The organism is Clostridium merdae (assembly GCF_900176635.1).
Taxonomy (GTDB): domain Bacteria; phylum Bacillota; class Clostridia; order Oscillospirales; family Acutalibacteraceae; genus Faecalispora; species Faecalispora merdae.
Genome location: NZ_FXLN01000003.1, coordinates 371,883 through 391,185 on the forward strand (window position 1 = coordinate 371,883; position 19,303 = coordinate 391,185).

The window sequence follows — 19,303 nt, forward strand, 5'->3', positions numbered from 1 at the left end:
GCGTCAGCCGTTTACTGGGCGGCGTGTTCTGGCAAATGCCTGGAGTTTTTCATGGAACACATGCAAAAGCTGCTGCGCTTCCTCTACACTTACCTGCTGAAAACGGATTTTCGTGCCAGCTTGTGCCTGCGCGAGTAACGGCAAATCCGCCGTCACCACAGTGGCGATTTTTGTGTACCCGCCGGTGGTCTGTCGGTCTGCCATCAAAATAATAGGCTGGCCGCTGCTAGGTACCTGAACCGCACCCATCACAATACCGTCAGACACAATATCTGCTCCTGCCTTATGGGCGATTTCCTCACCCTCCAAACGGTAGCCCATTCGGTCGTTTGCGGGGGTGACGAGGTACTCTGTATTCAAAAAGCTGGCGATGCCATCTGCCGTAAACAAGTCATCCTGAGGGCCAAGCACAACCCGCAGTGTAATTTGTGTGGAGAAATTCGGAATAAATTCCTCACTGGCGGCCCACACCTTTTCTTGCTCCGATGGCGCTTTGAGCGGTACCATATCATCCCGTTTGAGCATACGTCCTTCAAAACCACCCATCTGTGCTTTCATGTTGGTGGATTTACTGCCCATAATTACGGGTACATCCAGCCCTCCGGCAAAAGCAATATAAGCGCGGCACCCGCCCTGAATCATTGCAAAAGAGAGGCGGTCACCCTCTTTTACTGGGATTGTCTGCCACATGGGCACCGGCTGGTCGTTGAGCTTTGGCTGCATTGCAGCGCCCGTTACCGCGATTCGTGTGCTGCACTGGAATTCCAGTATTGGGCCCATCAGGGTTGCCTCAAGCACGGCTTCCTCCTGCGGGTTGTCTACCAAAATGTTAGCGGCACGATGGCTGTAGCTGTCCATTACGCCAGACACAGAAATACCCGACTGCAAAAATCCAAACCGGCCTGCATCCTGAACCGTAGTAAGGGCACCCGGTGAAATCACTTTTACTGCGTTCATGCTTTCGCCTCCTTTTTGGGGTACAGGCGATACTGGTACTTGCCCTCTGCCACCTGCTGCTCTATCTCACCATATTCCTGTTCACTAACGGGAACAAATTTCAGGTAATCTCCGGTACGGTACAAAATGGGAGGATTGCGCTGTGGGTCATACAACAGCACCGGTGTACGGCCAATCAGCTGCCAGCCGCCGGGGCTAGCGAGCGGGTAAATGCCTGTTTGCTGCCCGGCAATTCCTACCGAGCCGCTGTTAATTTTAGTACGTGGTGTTTTCAGGCGAGGGGTTGCGATTCGCTCATCCATACCGCCCAAATAGGGGAAGCCCGGGGCAAAGCCCAGCATGTAAATCAAATACTCCCGTGAGGAATGAATGCGAATCACTTCGTCGCGGCTCAGCCCGCTGTGTTGGCATACAAAATCCAAATCGGGGCCGTATTCTCCGCCATACAATGTTGGAATCTCCATCACATTTGGCTTTGGCAGCTCCATTTTTTCTAGGCTGCCCTCCAGCTTTTGCAGTGCTTCCAGCATTTTGCCGTATGGCACGGTAAGTGGGTCGTACTGCACCAAAAGGGAACGGTAGGTAGGTGTTAGAGATACTACACCCGGAAGCTCCGCTTTTTCTATTGCCAAATACATTCCTCGAACCCGTTCATTAATCTGCGGGGAGATTTCATTGCCGAATTCCACGACTAGTGCGGAATCCCCCGCGATGAGATACTTCGTCTGCGAATACATAAAAATCCTCCTGACGATTAAAATAAGCTGCCCAGTCCAACAACAGCGAAGTATGCAAATAGAATTGCAGATACAATGCCGGTCACGGTGAGCCAAATGGGATGATGGTACTCTTCGCCAACAATGTCTTTACGGTAAGCAGCAACCAAGCTGATGACCAATGCGAGCGGGAGAACCAGTGCGTTTAAGGCACCTGCAATAATCAGCAGAGTAGCCGGCTTGCCGAGCAGCAGCATAATCAGCATGGAGCAAGTAATAAACGCAATGGTTACTGCCTTATTGTGATTCGCGACTGTTTTGCTCAGCGATTTTACAAACGAAAGAGAGGTATACGATGCACCGATAATCGAGGTGATACCGGCAAAGAACAGCAGCAGACCGAAGAGACGGTAGCAGAACTCACCGCCGCCCTGCAAGAATGCATCGGCTGCCGGATTGGTTGGGTCGAGAGATACACCCTTTGTTACAACGCCAAGCACCAGCAGGAAAAGGAAGAACCGGCTGAATGCCGCAATTCCCAGTCCGCCGCAGGCACTGTTTACAATCCGCTTTTCATTCTCAATACCTACCACACCGCCATCAATGAGTCGGTGTGCACCAGAGAAGGTAATATAACCGCCAACTGTGCCGCCAACCAAAGTAAGAATGGAGGGGAACAAAGCCGGTACACCCGTGCTGGGTGCAAAGGTTTCTTTCAGTGCCATACCAACGGGAGGCTGAACGATAATCATTACAACCAGAATGATTATAATCTTCAGAACGCTTAGAATCTTTGCAATATTATCAACTGCAAGCTGCGCATTTTTTACGGAAAAAACGATGATGGCGATAATGCCTGCGATTATGTAACCAGCACGCAAATCTAAGCCAGCCATTGCATTGAGGCCAAGTGCCGCACCGCCAACGTTACCGATGTTAAACACCAGACCGCCTGCAAATACCAACAAGGCTAGAAAATAGCCAAGACCCGGGAGCAGCTTGTTCGCTACATCCTGTGCGCGCATGTTTGAAACGCACAGTACACGCCACACATTAATTTGAACGATGATAGATAACAACAGCGATGCAACTATGACAAATCCGAAGCTCCCGTGAAAATCGTTGACAAATTTCGCGGTTTGCGTTAAAAATCCCGGCCCCATGGCCGATGCCGCCATTAAGAACACGCCGCCAATGGCCTGACTGCGTTTGCTTTTGGTTTTGGTTTCCGCTTCCATTACTAGTCCTCCTAAACCCCTTTATTACTTTGTACAGGCACGCAGGTCGGCAATTTCAACGCCCTCTTTGGTCAGGCTTTCACGAATGTGTTTTACAAACTCAACCGCCTCTGCATTGTCGCCGTGTACACAAATGGACTGCGGTTTCAGTGAAATCTGCTCACCTGTGATTGCTGTTACCACATTGTCCTTCACCATGCCAACAATGCGCCGCACGCATTCGTCTACATCGTGAATCACCGCACCGGGGGTTCCTCTGGCCACAAGGCTGCCGTCTGCATTGTAGGCACGGTCTGCAAATACTTCACTGGCACAGGTAAGCCCTACCTGCTGTGCTGCCTCAAGCATTTTACTGCCGGAGAGCCCTAAGAAAATCAACTTCGGGTCTACCTCATAGACTGCTTCTGCCAGCGCCATAGCCAGCTTCATATCTTTTGCGGCCATATTGTAGAGCGCGCCATGCGGCTTTACATGTGCAAGCTCCACCCCACTCGAAACGCAAAACGCATTGAGGGCGCCAATCTGGTATTTCATGTAAGCCTTTGCCTCCGCAGGGGTTATGTTCATGTTTCGGCGCCCAAAGCCCATTAAATCTGGGAAGCCGGGGTGAGCACCCACGCTTACACCTTTTTCTTTTGCCATATGTACTGTTTTTTCCATTACACAAGGGTCACCGGCATGAAAACCGCACCCTACATTTGCGGAAGAGATATAGGCAATTACCTCTTCGTCACGGCCGATGGTATACGCGCCAAAGCTTTCTCCCAAATCGCAGTTTAAATCAATTCTGCTCATTTTCCTTTTCTCCTTTTCCAATTTGATGTGATAAGAACATCTGCCGCTAAAGTGTTAAAGCAATCTGCGTGCCAACCTGTTACTTTGCGTATTTTCCTGTATTTCTTTACTAATTCGTTATTGATTTAATAGGCAAAACAAAAAAGACCGTGCGAAACCGCACGGTCAACCTGTTCAAATTCGCACAGTGTGCGAATTTGAACCATTGCTTTATTGCTTTCAAAATGCCTAAAATTCTTAGATTTTTTAAATAATATGATTAAGAATAAGCTATTGCTCCAACCGGCGGCGCAGGGAGAAACGGCTGTACCCCAACAGCTTTGCCGCCTGCGAATAATTATCCCCGGTTCGCTTGAGTGCTTTTTCGATATAAGCCAGCTCCAGCCGCTCCAGCTCCTTCTGTAAATCAATTGGTTGGCTTAAATCTTGCATTGGCCAGCACTCCCCGCAGGAGGGCAACGGTGCCTGCAATGAACCGCTTTCCTCCAATAGCTGCCCGGTATGCTCCAGTACATCCCCATTGCAAAACAGCACGGCACGCTCGAGCACATTGCGAAGCTCACGCACATTCCCCTTCCAGGAATAGCCCATCAGCGTTTGCAAAAAGGCAGGTGAAATTTGCCGAATATTTTTCCCAAGCTTCTGGTTGAAAAAATCGAGGTAATAGTGGCACAGCGGTTCTATATCCTCCGGTCTTTCCCGCAGTGGTGCCAAATAAAGCTGAACCACATTGAGCCGAAAAAACAGGTCTGCACGAAATGCCTTTTCTTCAATGGCTTGTTCAAGCGGACGATTGGTTGCGGCAATCACCCGAACATTTACCTCTACATCACTCAAACCACCTACACGGCGAAATTTTCGATCCTCTAAAAAGGTAAGGAGCTTTGCCTGCATTGCCAATGGCATATCCCCGATTTCATCCAGAAACACGGTTCCCTCGTTTGCAAGCTCAAACAACCCTTTTTTTCGAGCTAAGGCTCCGGTAAAGGCGCCTTTCTCGTGCCCAAACAATTCACTTTCAAACAAATTTTCTGGAACGGCACTGCAATTAATTTTCACCAGCGGAAAATTACGGCGGGCGCTTTTTTGGTGAATCTGCGCCACGACTACACCCTTGCCGCTCCCGGTTTCGCCGCGCACCAAAAGGTCTACATTATCTTGTTTGCCGAGTAGCTCCACCTGCTTTTTCATCTGCTGCATTTGCGGGCTGATTCCAATGAAATCCGGCGGCTCTCCGGCGGAGAGCAACTCGAGCTTGCGGCGGCTTTTCAGCTGCTCTAATGCACGGCGAATCACAATGTCTATGGCGTCAATATCAAAGGGCTTTTGTACATAATCGTAAGCACCGCGCCGAATTGCCTGCACGGCCTGCGAAATGGAGCTATACGCTGTCATAATAATAATTTGAATGTCTTCATCCAGCTTTTTAATCGCTTCAATGTATTCAATCCCCAGTACATTACCCAGGCGATTGTCTAGCATTACCACATCCGGCCGGAACTGCTCTGCCAGCTGCAAGCCCTCTTCTATACTGCCGGCCTCCTGCGTATTGTACCCAAGGTCTGTTAGCCCCTCCCGCAGGGATATGCGAATGAGGTATTCATCATCTATAATTAAAATTTTGCTTTGCATGGGTTGTTACTTCCTCTCTTTGGGCTACCTGCGAAAGGTGATCTTTGCCTTTGTGCCTTGGCCGGGAATGCTGATGATCTCAAAAGCGGCATCGTTCTGCCGAAGAAGCCGAGACACAATGGAGAGCCCCATCCCGCCGTCACGGTTATTGTCTAGCTGAAATCCAGAGGATATACCCGGCCCATCATCAATGACCCACAGGTTGACCAATTCACCCTGTATTTCGGTCTTCATTTCAATTTCTCCCCCGTTTTTCATTGCCTTAATGCTGTTGTTTATCAGGTTTATCAGCACCTGCTTCATCGCGCTCTTATCCGCATATAAAACAACGTCTTTGGGTGACTCACACCGCAAAACGATATGGCTGTTCTCCGCAATTTTGGAGTAGAGCAGTAATATTTCTTCGAACAATTCTTCAATTGGGAGCAAATCCTTTTTCAGTTCTCTTTTCCTGCCCAGACTGCATAAATTTTCTACCAGCAGGTTAATGCGGTCTACTTCGCCTACAATGGTTTCGCACAGAACCCGGTCGTTCTCCTGCGTTACATGGCGCTCTACCACCTGCACCCCTACGCGTATTCCTGCCAATGGGTTTCGTATTTCATGAGCAAGCTCTGCGGCAAGCTTGCCCGTATAGATGAGCCTTTCATCCTGCACCGCCTGCTCTTCCATCCTCTTTCGGTAGGTAATATCGTCCACCGTGCAGAGTACCCCCCACGAATTCTGGCCTTCATCCATAAGCCGCCAAACACCCAGCTCTACATCCAGCCGTCGGTTTTCTTCGTCCGTTAGCTGAATGGGGTCGTAGAACACCTTCTGGCTGTCCAGCGATTCCTCCAAAATAGCAGAAAGAGTCTTGCCATCCTTTTGGAACTCCTCTTTCGCCAGCAAATTTTGTGCTCGGCTGTTGCTCAGCAAAATATTTCGGTGCTGGTCATACGCAATAACGGCAAGTGGCAAATTCTCCACAATGGTTTGGGTCAGCTTTTTCTCCCGCCGTAAATCTGCCATATAGCGCTGAAGATTCCCCAGCATCCCTTGGAATGCACGGGCAAGCTGCCCCAGCTCATCGCCACGGTTGGTAAATTCCACATCCACATCCCACAGCTCCTGCGGCTGCTCGCTTATCGTGCGGCAGGCATAGCTTAGCCTGCGGATGGGAGTCGAGATATTATCAGCAATTAAAATACTGGCTTGCAGCACCAAAATGAGCTGCGCTATGATTGCTAAAACAGTATATTTTTGTTCATGTAGCAATTCGCTGTCGAAAAGCTGCTGGTCAATCATATATGTGATGCTCCAGCCAAGGCGGTTATGCTTGCTCGAGTATAACACAGCACCCGTGCCTGCCTTTGCCCCGCCAATATAGTTGCCGTGCTGGTCCTCCAGCAAAATGTGAATGGGCGGCAGGTCTTTGTACTTTTCCCGAAGGCGGCTCTCCTGCCCCAAGCGCACGGAAGAATCAATATCAAACTCAATAAAAGAGATACTGCTCTCCGCCAGCCTTTGTTCCTTTGCTAGCTTTGTGCTTCGGCTTGTATCGTACAAAATCACACCAAAGAGAGCCGTAGAAAGCACACCCAAGAGGAGAAACGGAATCAATATTTTACGTTCAATATCAAAGATTGGCTTTCGAAGCATCTGCCTCTCCCCCTTTCCACGTAATACGAGATACAAGGAAAAAGCCCAGTGAAGACAAAACCGTTCCCGGGAATGCCGGGTGTACCGGTAAAACCTGACGGTAATAGAGAGGGTAAAATGCTGCAATTGCAGCTAAGCCCACGAGCAGCGCTGCCCAAGCCCCCTCCCGTGTTGCCTTGCGGTATAAAAATGCGCCGTACAGTGTGGGGAAAAAGATGACACCGAAAATCCCCCAAATATCTCCCCCGTAGGAGAGCAGGCTGGCAGGAGGGTGTGTAGAAAACAGCAGTGATAAGGTTCCGCCCAGCAGCACCCCAAGGCGTGTAAGTAGTATGGTGGTATATTCCCTTGGTGGTTTTGGGCACAAGGGTCGAATCACATCGTAAGCAAAAGAGGTTGAAAATAGCAATAGCTGCGAGTTTGCCGTTGAAACACATGCCCCAAGCACTGCAAATAAAAAGAAAGTATTAAGGGGTGTAAAAAGACTGTCGTTGAGTATATATACAACAATGTCATCTGCATTAGCAACCTCTGGCAGTGATGGGAACAGCACACGCATTCCCAAGCCAATGGTCAGTAAGAAAAAATAGAAGAGCGCAAGGTAGCACAACGCACTTTTTACCGTTTTACGTGCCGTGGGCTTGTCCTTTGCCGAAAGCATTCGCACCATATACTGCGGATTGCTGGCAAGCCCCAGCCCCCAGCCAAAGAACATGGTCGTACTCATTCGGGGAGTAAAGCGTTCTCCATCAAACAGCTGGAATAAATCACCCGGCTCGTTTGCCGCGGTACTGCCGCTGTGGGCAAAGCCCGAAATTTCACCGGCTTTATGAAAAAGCTCTAGCATGCCGCCGGATTTATCTACTACCAGATAATATACGCAGACCGTGCCTGCCGTAAGCAAAAGAACATGAGCCACATCGATTCGGGTTACCGCACGGTAGCCGCCAAAGGTGGAGTACAAAATAAAAAGATAAATCATTAAGGTTGCCACATGGTAGGGAATATGAAAAAGACCGGCTGCTACAAGACCAAACCCTTTAATATGTATGATGATATACAGCGTATAAGTGACCATCATCACCAGCGCAAAAAAGAACTGAAGCCACTTGGAGCCATATTTTTTGCCAATCAGCTCCGGAATGGTTAATACATCGTATTCATACAATCGGTCACTGATTTTGTACAAAAGGAACGCCCCAAAAAACCATGGGACAACGGAATACAACAGCGGTGCCAAGCCGCTTTCAAACACATTGCCCGTAAACCCCAGTACCGTGGCGGCAGAAACCCATGTTCCAATAAACGTAAGCGTTGTGCGAAAGAGGCTAAGCTTCCGATTCCCCAAGTAGAAATGTCGCAGTGTATCTTTTTGCTGCGTTCTGCTTTTCCCCACAATTAATAGAATAATGGAATAAAAGGCAAAACTCACCAGAAACAGTATTTCTTTATCCCAAATCACCACTTTTGTCCCCTTTGCTCTTGTTTTCCCTTTATTGCTGTATTCCAAGCCATTAATATAAGATAATAAAATGATTAATTTAAAACAAAAAACAAACATAGTAAAGGCGTTAACATGGCTTTATATTAGCACACCGAGTGAAAAAAGCAATGTAAAATTCATTTAACTATATAAAAAAGGGAACTGCTTTTGCAAGCAAAACAGCTTGGCAATGAGCTTCCTCGCTTTTATAAAAATAAGAAACAATCCCGAAGTTATACCAGAAGAGAATTGACTTCTTTTCAAACTAATGTATAATAAAATAGCAAAAATAAATGCTAGAATCAGTCGAATTTTGTAAATATAAACAAGGAAAGGGGGAACGGTTTATGAACTTTGGCAATGAACTTTCGATGGAGCAACGACAAATATTAACCCAAAAGCAAATGCAGTCGCTGCAAATTCTAACCTGTAACAATCAGGAGCTGGATGATTTACTCGCCAACGAATACGCCGAAAATCCAATGCTGGAGCATACCGCCCCCCAGCGAGACGATTTTTTTACAAACATAGATGCACTCTACGAAACCAACTCTTCCTTTCCGCAAGGCACGCCCTATGGCGAGGAGGAGGAAGAACCCAGAAAAAATGATATTCCCTGCGAACCGTCTGACCTCTTACAAAAAGAACTGATGATGCAGCTTAAACGAAACTGCTACACTGATGAAGAATGGCGGCTATTCCCTCTTTTAATTGATTGCCTTGACGACTCCGGCTTTTTCCCATGGGATACGGGTGAAATTGCGCTTTTGGCCCACTGCCCCGAACAAGTCATAAAAAAATGCCTGTGTGCCTTAAAACAGCTAGAGCCAATTGGGATTTTTTCAAAGGATCTTTCTGAATGCCTGCTGCGGCAGTTAGAGCAGCAGGGCTGTGAAGATACCGTTTTACTCGAGATGATTCGCGACTATCTTCCAGATGTTTTAAAGGGACAGTTGAGCAATGTTTCTCGTGCGCTGCATTTGAGCACGGCTACAGTGCGAAAATATTTGCTGCAAATTGGCAAGCTGAACCCCCGGCCAATTATGAATGCACAGGAGACGCAGACTGAGTATATTGTTCCAGACATCGTTGTAACCCGCAGGGGTGAGGAATGGCAGATTGCACTCAACGACAAATGGATGGGTCGCTACCAGCTAAATCAATATTACATTCACATGATGAAAAGCTCAGCGGACCGCGAGCTTAACGCATACTTTCGCAATCACCTAGAGCGTGCGCGGTTTTTGCTGCGCTGTGTGGAGCAACGTAAAACAACCATTTTAAGCATTACAACTGAAATAATTGCGCGGCAGCAGCCTTATTTTCGAAACCAAGGTGGGCTTACCGGAATGACCATGCAGCAAGTAGCAGAGTCACTGCAAATTCACCCCTCCACTGTTAGCCGAGCCATTCGGGGAAAGTACCTGCAATTTCAGTACGGTTCGGTGCGCGTAAAGGACTTATTCACCTCCAGCGGCAGTGAAACCCAAAAAGCCAAGGGGTCTTCGCTCAATGCGGTTCACGAGCAAATTCGGGAATTAATTGCGAGCGAAGATAAATCCGCTCCTTTCAGCGATCTTACTTTGGTTGCAGAGCTCGAGAAGCGGGGGATTCGCATTTCACGCAGAACCATTGCAAAATACCGCGGAGAGATGGGCATTCCCAATTCTGATCAGCGCCGCTATTTTACATAAACAAATCAAACTTTGAAAAGGCTTCTATTTGTAATGTTATAGAAGCCTTTTTTGTAATTCATTCTTAATTCTGCGCACAGTCCCCCTTGACTTCCCAATCATTAGAGGCTATGATTTTGTTAGATTAAACTAACTAACAGAAGGAGACGGTTTTAAATGGATATTATGCTATGCAAAGCGCGTGTAAAGCCCGGGAGAGAAGGTCTCGCAAAAGAGTGGATTGCGTTTCTCCTTGCCAATCAAGAGGAGGGAGAAAAAACGTTGAAAAATGAAAAAGAGCACCTTGAGATTTATTTTATGCAGAAAGAGCAGGAAGACACCTATTTGTACTTTTTTGTACTGGCGGAAGATTTGGAGTATGCGAGTCAAGTGGCACAGTCTAGCGGGAGCCCTCTGGACGCAAAGCACTTTGAGTACATGGCCGCCTGTGTTGACCCAGAGAATTATTCAATTATGAAGCCAGAGTTGGTGTTTGGTGATATGAGTGTTTTCTCCTAAAGAACATTTAACGTTATATTCTTTTTTGTTCGCTTAAGAATAGCAGCCAGGTACTTATTTCTAAAAATTGCATTTTATTTGTATAATATGCACATTTTATATCGGTTTTTGTTTGCTATTGACATCAATAACTAACGAGGGTACAATAATAAAAAGCAGTTTGATATTTTTCTGGCAAAATAAAATGAAGGAGGCTTTTTTATGGCTAATATTATCGGCAGCCCGGAGCGCTACATTCAAGGCAGAGGAGTTCTGAAAGAGCTATGTCAGCATGTGGAGCGTATTGGTAAAGCACCATTTATACTCGTGAGTGCTTCTGGCCAAAAGCGTGTGGAAGCACCCATTGCTGAAAGTGCAAAGGAACACAACACTCCCCTAACGTACGAAATATTCAACGGGGAATGCAGCCGTACCGAAATTAACCGCTTAATTAAGGCGTTTGAAGCATCCGGCAGTGATGTGGTCGTTGGCATTGGCGGCGGTAAAATACACGACACAGCCAAGGCGGTTGCCCACTACACCGGCTCACCAGTTGTGATTGTACCCACCATTGCGGCAACGGATGCACCGTGCAGTGCCCTTTCCGTCATATATACCGATGACGGTGTGTTCGAAGAATATTTGTTCCTGCCAAAGAGCCCCAACATTGTGCTGGTTGACATTGATATTATTAGTAAATCCCCTGCGAGGCTGCTGGTCTCTGGTATGGGTGACGCACTGGCAACCTACTATGAGGCGCGCGCCTGCAAACAGTCTGACGGCCCGAATTTCCTTGGCGGAAAATGCACCGTTACCTCCATGGCAATTGCAAGGCTCTGCTACGACACGCTTCTCGCAGACGGTTTAAAAGCGCTTCTTTCGGTACAAGCTGGCTCTTGCAGCAAAGCACTTGAAAATATTGTGGAGGCCAATACCTACCTTTCCGGTATCGGCTTTGAAAGCTGCGGTATTGCCGCTGCCCATGCCATTCATAACGGCTTTACCGCCATTGAGGAAACCCACCATTTTTACCACGGCGAGAAGGTAGCCATCGGTACGCTTTCGCAGCTGATGCTGGAAAATGCCACAAAGGAAGAGCTCGACGAGGTGTATGGCTTCTGCCTGGATGTAGGCTTGCCTACCACTCTCTCTGACCTTGGCATTACAGAGGTAAACCGTGATCAGCTCTTAAAAGTGGCGGAGCTTGCCTGTGCACCGAACGACACCATGGGCAATATGCCGTTTGCAGTCACCCCGCAGATGGTTTGCGATGCAATTATTGCGGCGGATGCGATGGGGCATTACTACAAAAACAAACGCGCATAAGACTTCTCTCTGCGCAATTTAACAGCAAAGAGGATGCTCTCTATTTTAATTATAGAGAACATCCTCTTTTTTATACTTAATTACAGTATTACTGCTCTTCTTCCAGCTTGCGAATTTCTTCCTCGTAGATTTGGGCGGCACATTCTAGGTAATATTTCAGGCTTTGCCTGCTTTTGTCTGCCAAACGAATGTTGCACTGGTGGGAGGGAACCAATATTTTCACTGCATCGCTCAACCCAACCGCCTCTGCCATTTTGGGAGTAAGCTCCCCTAACAGCCCGTTGGGCATTAAAACACCAATTGGCCCTGCCAATATGTGCACCTTAGCAATATTTACAGCAACCGCGTTTTCGCCGGTCGCTCCATCTGTCGCGCCGCCTTTCATCATATTGGCGGTAGCAACGGCATTGGTTCCCAATGCTAAAATAGCGACCTCCGGGCAAACCTGCCGAAAACGCTCAATTAAGGCTTTTCCAACTCCTCCGCCCTGACCATCAACCACGGCCACCCGTATTTTCTCTCGTTTCATGTTTCCCCCACCTTGCCGATTCTTTATCGCTTTGAGCAATTCTCATTTTACCTTAATACAGTTCCGCTGTATTTGTCAATCCCCCTGAGAACAACATCACACTTCTTTACTTGACCATACGTCGCCTCAACGGTATAATCAGTTAAGACAACTGTACGGTGCTTTGCAGCTTCGCTTCTAATAAAAACTAAGTCTTGAAGACTCTGTTCCGGCTCTGAAGAGCTAGGTATCGGTAGAAAGAAGCCAAGCACTTTGCTTTTACAGGTAGTACCAATTGAGATATTTTCAGTACAACAACGCCCTCTAAAAAAATCCTCGTTTGGGCGATATGTTGGTGACTAGCCCTTTTATTTTATTCCGTACCAGAAGGAGGTGCCTTTTATGGATTCAGCAAGAGATGTACTCTCCCTATTGCAGCAAGTTGCGGACAACAGCATTCGCCCGGAAGATGCTTTGCTAAAGCTTAAACTTTCCCCTTTTGAAGATTTAGGCTATGCCAAGGTAGACCATCACCGTGGTTTGCGGCAAGGGGTACCGGAGGTCATTTACGGGCAATCCAAAACGCCGGAGCAAATTGCTGGCATTTTAGCGGCATTAAAGGCACGCGGCTGCAAGAATATTTTAGTAACTCGTATCTCGCAAGAAACCGCAGGTTTTATCGCGCAGCAAGCGGAGATTACCTACCACCCTATGGCAAGACTAGCCGTGGCATTCCCTCAGGTAACGGAACAGTATGGTTCCATTGTGGTTGCTACCGGCGGCACAAGCGACATGGGCGTTGCGGAGGAAGCCGCCATAACCGCAGAGGCACTGGGGAATTCTGTTACGCGTATTTATGATGTTGGTGTGGCAGGGCTGCACCGGCTGCTTCGTAATTTAGAGCCATTTATGACGGCTCGTGCGGTGATTGCCGTAGCCGGTATGGAAGGCGCCCTTGCCAGTGTCATTGGCGGTTTGGTAGACTGCCCGGTCATTGCCGTGCCAACCAGTGTGGGTTACGGTGCTAGCTTTGGTGGAATGGCAGCACTGCTCTCTATGCTGAACTCTTGCGCTTCCGGCGTAAGCGTTGTAAATATAGACAACGGCTTTGGTGCTGGATATTTAGCAAGCCAAATTAACCATATGGGTGATTGGCATAAATCAGAGTAAATATATTCTTACAATGGTTGCAAAAGCAATTTAGAATCACTGTCTTTATTCGCACGAAAATATGTGACCAAAGGGTCGCTATAACGCCAGCAGGTGTTTTAGCGGCTTTTCTTTTTGGAAATACAATAAGGAGTACCCTTTTATGTTCGAGAATCAGGCACCTATTCTCCTTAAAAGAACATTCTCTCGCCTGCTGGGCTTCATTCTCACCATGCTCATTCTTTCTATCGTAGCCTTTGTTTTCGCTAGATGTGCACCGGGCGACCCTCTGCAATCCTTTTACGGCGACGCTGTGGAATCTATGAGCACACAGGAGCTGACCGCAGCCCGCACCCGCTTGGGGCTGGATGCTCCCCTTACCACGCAGTACATACGGTGGGTTGGCAATGCGCTCCAAGGGGATTTTGGTCTTTCCCTCAAATACAAAATGCCCGCAATGGCGGTTGTGTATCCTCTTTTGGGCAACACCTTGCTTTTGGGTGGTACCGCTTACCTGCTGGTGTTTTTACTGGCAACTTTGCTGGCAATTGCCTGCGCCCTGCATGAGGATACCTTTGCTGACCGCCTCATTTGCAGAATAGGAACGGCAGTGTACTATCTCCCTGCTTTCTGGCTGGGCGTGGTGTTCATTTTAATTTTCAGCGTTCAGCTTAAATGGCTCCCCAGCAGCGGTGCTTACGACATTGGCAAAGCGGGAGACATCCTCAACCGCATACAGCACCTAGTTTTGCCCGTATCCGTTTTAATCATCAGCCACCTTTGGTACTACGCCTATATGATACGAAACAAGCTGCTTGATGAGCTCCGACAGGATTACGTACTATTGGCAAAAGCAAAAGGTCTTACCAAACGGCAGATTGTGTGGAGGCATTGCCTTCGCAATGTGGCACCCACCATTGTAAGCATTATGGCAATCTCTATCCCCCACGTTCTAGGCGGTACCTATATTGCTGAGGCAGTTTTTCATTACCCCGGCATTGGTGCACTTTCTATTGATAGCGCGAAATACCACGATTATAACCTGCTTATGCTTTTGGTGCTGATTACCGGTGCAGTGGTATTTCTTAGCAGTATGGTAGCACAGGCAATCAATGAGAGAGTCGATCCCCGCATGAAAGAAACGGGGGTGTCCACATGGCAGAGGTAGATAAATCCGCATTTGGGGTAGTTGGTGCAAACTACAAAACCCACTTACCGCAAAGGCAGAAGCCAAAATTACAAAATAAGCTCCGTGGCAAACCAATCGTAGCAGCCGTACTCCTGCTGGCAATTACCGCAGGGTGTATATTTGCAAGTATTCTTGCAAACCACGACCCCTCCGGCTTTTATTTACAAAGCCTGAATCAGCCTCCCAACGCGGAGTTTTATTTTGGTACAGATTCTTTGGGTCGCGATATTTACTCTATGATTTGGTACGGGGGGCGTGTATCGCTCTCCATTGGGCTGATGAGCATGTGCATCATCTGCGCCATCGGTATTCCCTATGGCTGCATCAGCGGCTTAGCAACCACAAAAGTAGATGCCGTACTCATGCGTATTGTGGAAACCGCAAGCAGCATCCCTAATTTGTTAATGGTACTCTTACTGGTATCGGTTACCGGCAAGCAGAATGCCTTTACCCTCTCTGCCATCATTGGCATTACGGGTTGGTTCCCGCTGGCGAGAATTGTGCGCAGTGAGGTTCGGCAGATTCGCAGCAGTGAATATGTACTAGCCGCACGGTGTATGGGGGTACGCTTCCCACAAATAATGACACGGCATCTCATTCCGAACTTTGTATCTTCCATATTATTTGTGGTGATTTCGAGCATCAGCTCGAGCATATCGATGGAATCCACACTGAGCTTTCTCGGCCTTGGCTTACCGGTAGATGTCATTTCGTGGGGCAGTATGCTTTCCTTGGCAAACCGCGCATTGTTGCTAGGCACTTGGTGGGTAATTTTGATTCCCGGCATCTTTCTAATCGTCACCTTAAACTGTATTACAAGCCTTGGCAATTATTACCGAAAAGGAATCAACCAAAAGCACAGCAATCTTTAATCGTCTTATTTAAAAAACAATATAAATGACATTTGGAGGCAAACATGAACTTTTCAAAACGGGGTGTCTCACTGCTAGTAGCGTTCTCTTTGCTATTTTCTCTAGCCGCCTGCTCCGGTTCAAAAAGCGGCTCAAATTCCGCTTCCACTCCGGCCGCAAGCGACTCGCAGAATCTTTCTAACACCTTGGTGTATGCAGGGGAATCCGAAAGCACAATCAATCCACTTCTAAACAACCACGACGAGCTGCCAGACCTTATTTTTTCTGGACTTATGAAATACGATGGTAAAGGTACCCCTATTCCAGATTTAGCAAAAAGCGTTGATTACGATGAAGAAACCCTTACCTATACCTTTCACCTGCTCAATAACGTGAAGTGGCACGACGGCAAAGAGTTTACTGCCGAGGATGTTGTATACACCTATAATCTACTCACGAAAGACAAATCTCTTTCCTCAAGCCTAACCAGTAACTATGAAGACATTAATAGCGTAACTGCACCGAATACGACCACCGTTGTAATTCGCCTTAACAAATACAATGCTGCCATGCTCGACTATTTTACAATTGGAATTCTGCCAAAGCACCTGACTGAAGGCAAAGACATCAATACCATGCCCTTTAACCAGGCTCCCGTAGGAACCGGACGCTACAAATTCGTGCAGTGGGATACCGCCGGGGGAAGAATCATTTTACAGCGCAACGAAAGCTACTATGCCAAAATCCCGAATATTGAGCGAGTTGTTTATAAGACCGTCTCCGTAGAAAGCACGAAAGCCACCATGCTGCAATCAGGCGAAGCCGATTTAGCTTGGCTCAATGCAAAATATGCTGACACTTTCCGTGGGAAAGAAAAGTACAAGAATATTGACTTTAAAACCGCCGATTATCGCGGCATCTCTATGAACTTCGGCTCAAAGTTTTGGCAGGATAATAAAGATTCTGTTGGTGTACTGAATTACGCTATCGATAAAAATGCCATTGTAAATAGTGTGCTGGCAGGCCGCGGAACCGCTGCGTATAGCCCCATTCAGCAAAGCCGGTTTGGCGGCAACAAGACCGCCGACCTGTACCCTTACGACCTAAATGCGTTTGCAAAAGAGATGCAAACACTTGGCTGGGTAAAAGGAAATGACGGAATTTACGAACGCCGCGGCCAGAAATTCCATTTTACCGTTCAGGTACGTGATTATGAAGAAGAACGAGTGGATATTGCCAACCTATGTGCCAGCCAACTGAAAGCCGCCGGCGTAGAGATGGAGGTTGTACTCGTTACAAAGTTTGATTGGAAAGCCGGGTACAACGGCTTTTTGTCCGGATATGCCGCACAGTTTGACCCCGATATGTTCTACAAAAACTATGTGACGGGTGCCAGCGACAACACAATGAAATATTCAAACCCGGTAGTAGATACGTTATTGGCGCAGGGTCGCCATACCAAAGACGAAGCAGCGCGAAAGAAGATATACCAAGAGTTTGAATCCGCCTACGCACAGCAGCCCGGCGTTGTGTTAGTTGCATTTTTGGACGGCTGCTATGTCGGCATTGAGGGGCTAAACGGCCTTGACACAACACGCACCTTGGGGCACCACGCCGTGGGCGTACTGTGGAATATTGAGGAATGGACTCTGAAAAAGTGAGCAAAGAGGGCTACCGATGGAAACCGTACTGGAAGTATCAAACTATTCTCTCCATTTTCAAACACCGGAGGGTGACATAGAAGCTGTTAGGAACACTGGGTTTTCCCTGTTAAAAGGAGAGATACTTGCCATTGTAGGGGAATCTGGCTGTGGGAAAACGGTTTTGTGCAAATCACTGCTCAAGCTGCTGCCCAAAAACGCATATGTAAAGAGTGGGCAGGTTCTGCTTTGCGGGGAGGACATTACAGCATATTCTGACCGCAGAATGCGCCCCTTGCGAGGGCGGCAGATTTCGATGGTGTTTCAGGACCCCATGACAACTCTTAACCCTACAATTCCAGTTGGCAAGCAAATTGTGGAAGCAATCTTGGTGCATGAGAAAATAAGCAAAACAGCCGCAAAAGAAAAGGCCATCGCACTATTAAAACAGCTGGAAATTGACCAACCGGAGGAACGCTTTTTTATGCAGCCACATCTTCTCTCCGGTGGAATGCGCCAGCGGTGCGTGCTGGCTATCGCTCTTGCTTCACGCCCCAAGGTGCTAGTGGCGGACGAGCCGACCACTGCATTGGATGCAACCGTACAGACCAAAATACTAGACCTTTTAAAAACGGTGTGTAAACAGAATGATATTGCCTTACTTCTCATTTCACACGACCTAAGTGTTGCCGCACGAATTGTAGACCGCGTTGCTGTCATGTACGCCGGTAAGATTGTAGAAATCGGCACCGCCGAAGAGGTATTTTACGACCCCCGCCACCCTTACACTTGGGGGCTTCTTGGCTCACAGCCTGCGCTGGCAGTTAAGAGCAAGCAGCTTTACAGCATTCCCGGTGCTCCGCCCTCACTGCTCAATCCCCCTCCCGGAGATTTGTTTGCACCGCGCAACGAGTACGCATTGGCAATCGATTATGAGGAATCACCACCGCTGTTCCCGATCAGTGCCACACATTTTGCAGCCACTTGGCTTCTCCACCCCGAGGCGCCAAGCATTTTGCCACCTGCATTTATAAAGAGGAGGGAAAATCCATGAGCAAAGACCCTCTTTTGGAGCTTAAGCACGTGACACAGCATTTCCCTATTAGCAGAAGCCTTACGATCGAGGCTGTAAAGGATGTTAGCTTTTCAATCAATCCGGGGCAGATTGTTGGCCTTGTGGGCGAAAGCGGTGCCGGTAAGTCCACTCTTGCCCGCTCTATTATGGGGTTATACCGATTAACCAGCGGTGAGGTTTGGTTTCAAGGAGAAAACAGTTCGAACCCCAATACATACCGCAAGAACCGACGAAGCATCCACAAAAACATGCAGATGATTTTTCAGGATTCTGCCGCGGCTTTAAACCCGAGAATGACGGTTGTCCGTATTATTGCTGAACCGATGACCGCCTGCGGCTTATGCTCCGGCAAAGAGCTTTCCACCCGAATCATCACTTTGCTAGAGCAAGTAGGGCTCGATGAAAGCTTTTGCAATAAGCGGCCGAATGAATTATCAGGCGGGCAGCGGCAAAGGGTTGCAATAGCGCGTGCCATCAGCACAAATCCGCAGCTTCTGGTAGCGGATGAGCCCGTCGCTTCGCTGGATGTTTCGATACAGGCGCAAATACTTACTCTCTTTCAAGAGCTTCAGCGAGAATATGGCTTTGCCTTTTTGCTGATTGCCCACGACCTTTCCGTGATTCGTCTGCTTTGCAATACCGTTGGCGTGATGCGGCAGGGGCATTTATTGGAATTTGCCGAATGCGAGGAGTTATTCCAAGACCCACTGCATCCCTATACCAAAAGTTTGCTCTCTGCCATACCAACCGCAGACCCCATTCGAGAAAGAAGCCGCAAGGTGTTGGAGTTTGATTCTGGTAGCATTCCCGAGGCTGGCACATTTCACGAAGTAGTTAAAGGGCATTTTTTATATGAATGATTTTGCTTTTATTAAGATAAATAAAAAAACAAGAGAGCCGCAGATGTTTATCTGCGGCTCTCTATTGTCATG

At 47.9% G+C, this 19,303-nt stretch carries 17 protein-coding genes; 9 read left to right on the plus strand and 8 right to left on the minus strand.

All coding sequences use genetic code 11. The features are described from left to right. Nucleotides 1-3 precede the first annotated feature (3 nt). From CAN90_RS03545 to CAN90_RS03575, 7 genes are all read right to left on the minus strand, one after another. Nucleotides 4-957 carry a 5-oxoprolinase subunit C family protein gene (locus CAN90_RS03545; protein ID WP_085832457.1) on the minus strand — a complete coding sequence of 318 codons (954 nt, stop codon included), beginning with the start codon at nt 955-957 and terminating at the stop codon, nt 4-6. Further along, complete coding sequence (gene pxpB, locus CAN90_RS03550) at nt 954-1,694, minus strand: 5-oxoprolinase subunit PxpB (RefSeq protein ID WP_085832458.1); 741 nt, start codon at nt 1,692-1,694, stop codon at nt 954-956. Before pxpB ends, CAN90_RS03545 begins: the two co-directional genes overlap by 4 nt. Nucleotides 1,695-1,711: 17 nt before the next feature. Next, on the minus strand, nt 1,712-2,911 hold the full coding sequence (locus tag CAN90_RS03555) for an NRAMP family divalent metal transporter (RefSeq protein WP_085832459.1): 1,200 nt from the start codon (nt 2,909-2,911) through the stop codon (nt 1,712-1,714). Between the two features lie 24 nt (nt 2,912-2,935). Further along, nucleotides 2,936-3,706: a LamB/YcsF family protein gene (locus tag CAN90_RS03560; RefSeq protein WP_085832460.1), complete on the minus strand. Its 771-nt coding sequence runs from the start codon at nt 3,704-3,706 to the stop codon at nt 2,936-2,938. 270 nt (nt 3,707-3,976) lie between these two features. Next, a complete protein-coding gene (locus CAN90_RS03565; protein WP_085832461.1) occupies nt 3,977-5,338 on the minus strand; it encodes a sigma-54-dependent transcriptional regulator in 1,362 nt (453 codons plus the stop codon). Between the two features lie 24 nt (nt 5,339-5,362). Then, nucleotides 5,363-6,979 carry a sensor histidine kinase gene (locus CAN90_RS03570; protein WP_085832462.1) on the minus strand — a complete coding sequence of 539 codons (1,617 nt, stop codon included), beginning with the start codon at nt 6,977-6,979 and terminating at the stop codon, nt 5,363-5,365. Then, nucleotides 6,957-8,441: a sodium:solute symporter family protein gene (locus CAN90_RS03575; protein ID WP_085832463.1), complete on the minus strand. Its 1,485-nt coding sequence runs from the start codon at nt 8,439-8,441 to the stop codon at nt 6,957-6,959. The genes CAN90_RS03570 and CAN90_RS03575 overlap by 23 nt, the downstream gene beginning before the upstream one ends. 368 nt (nt 8,442-8,809) lie before the next feature. Here CAN90_RS03575 and rpoN point away from each other — a divergent pair, with 368 nt between their 5' ends. The 3 genes from rpoN to CAN90_RS03590 all read left to right on the plus strand — a co-directional run bounded on the left by rpoN (nt 8,810) and on the right by CAN90_RS03590 (nt 11,959). Then, nucleotides 8,810-10,156 (plus strand): RNA polymerase factor sigma-54, encoded by a 1,347-nt coding sequence (gene rpoN / locus CAN90_RS03580; RefSeq protein WP_085832464.1) that lies wholly within the window; start codon nt 8,810-8,812, stop codon nt 10,154-10,156. A 156-nt stretch (nt 10,157-10,312) separates the two neighbouring features. Continuing rightward, nucleotides 10,313-10,654, plus strand: a complete 342-nt coding sequence (locus CAN90_RS03585; RefSeq protein ID WP_085832465.1) for a DUF6176 family protein — start codon at nt 10,313-10,315, stop codon at nt 10,652-10,654. 201 nt (nt 10,655-10,855) lie between these two features. Continuing rightward, nucleotides 10,856-11,959, plus strand: a complete 1,104-nt coding sequence (locus CAN90_RS03590) for a glycerol dehydrogenase (RefSeq protein WP_085832466.1) — start codon at nt 10,856-10,858, stop codon at nt 11,957-11,959. Nucleotides 11,960-12,047: 88 nt separating this feature from the next. On the opposite strand, the gene CAN90_RS03595 is transcribed toward CAN90_RS03590, so the two are convergent. Next, the gene (locus CAN90_RS03595) at nt 12,048-12,488 is read right to left on the minus strand and encodes a DUF3842 family protein (RefSeq protein ID WP_187138291.1); all 441 of its coding nucleotides are present in this window, start codon (nt 12,486-12,488) and stop codon (nt 12,048-12,050) included. A 381-nt stretch (nt 12,489-12,869) separates the two neighbouring features. Here CAN90_RS03595 and larB point away from each other — a divergent pair, with 381 nt between their 5' ends. From larB to CAN90_RS03625, 6 genes are all read left to right on the plus strand, one after another. Beyond that, nucleotides 12,870-13,637, plus strand: a complete 768-nt coding sequence (gene larB, locus CAN90_RS03600; protein ID WP_085832467.1) for a nickel pincer cofactor biosynthesis protein LarB — start codon at nt 12,870-12,872, stop codon at nt 13,635-13,637. A 142-nt stretch (nt 13,638-13,779) separates the two neighbouring features. Continuing rightward, nucleotides 13,780-14,784 carry an ABC transporter permease gene (locus CAN90_RS03605; RefSeq protein ID WP_085832468.1) on the plus strand — a complete coding sequence of 335 codons (1,005 nt, stop codon included), beginning with the start codon at nt 13,780-13,782 and terminating at the stop codon, nt 14,782-14,784. Continuing rightward, a complete protein-coding gene (locus CAN90_RS03610; RefSeq protein WP_085832469.1) occupies nt 14,772-15,677 on the plus strand; it encodes an ABC transporter permease in 906 nt (301 codons plus the stop codon). The genes CAN90_RS03605 and CAN90_RS03610 overlap by 13 nt, the downstream gene beginning before the upstream one ends. A 44-nt stretch (nt 15,678-15,721) precedes the next feature. Next, entirely contained in the window at nt 15,722-17,317 is a 1,596-nt protein-coding gene (locus tag CAN90_RS03615) for an ABC transporter substrate-binding protein (protein ID WP_085832470.1), read from the plus strand. Nucleotides 17,318-17,333: 16 nt separating this feature from the next. Next, nucleotides 17,334-18,350 (plus strand): ABC transporter ATP-binding protein, encoded by a 1,017-nt coding sequence (locus CAN90_RS03620; RefSeq protein WP_085832471.1) that lies wholly within the window; start codon nt 17,334-17,336, stop codon nt 18,348-18,350. Next, nucleotides 18,347-19,231, plus strand: coding sequence for an ATP-binding cassette domain-containing protein (locus tag CAN90_RS03625; RefSeq protein ID WP_085832472.1), 885 nt, complete (start codon nt 18,347-18,349; stop codon nt 19,229-19,231). The genes CAN90_RS03620 and CAN90_RS03625 overlap by 4 nt, the downstream gene beginning before the upstream one ends. Nucleotides 19,232-19,303 lie beyond the last annotated feature (72 nt).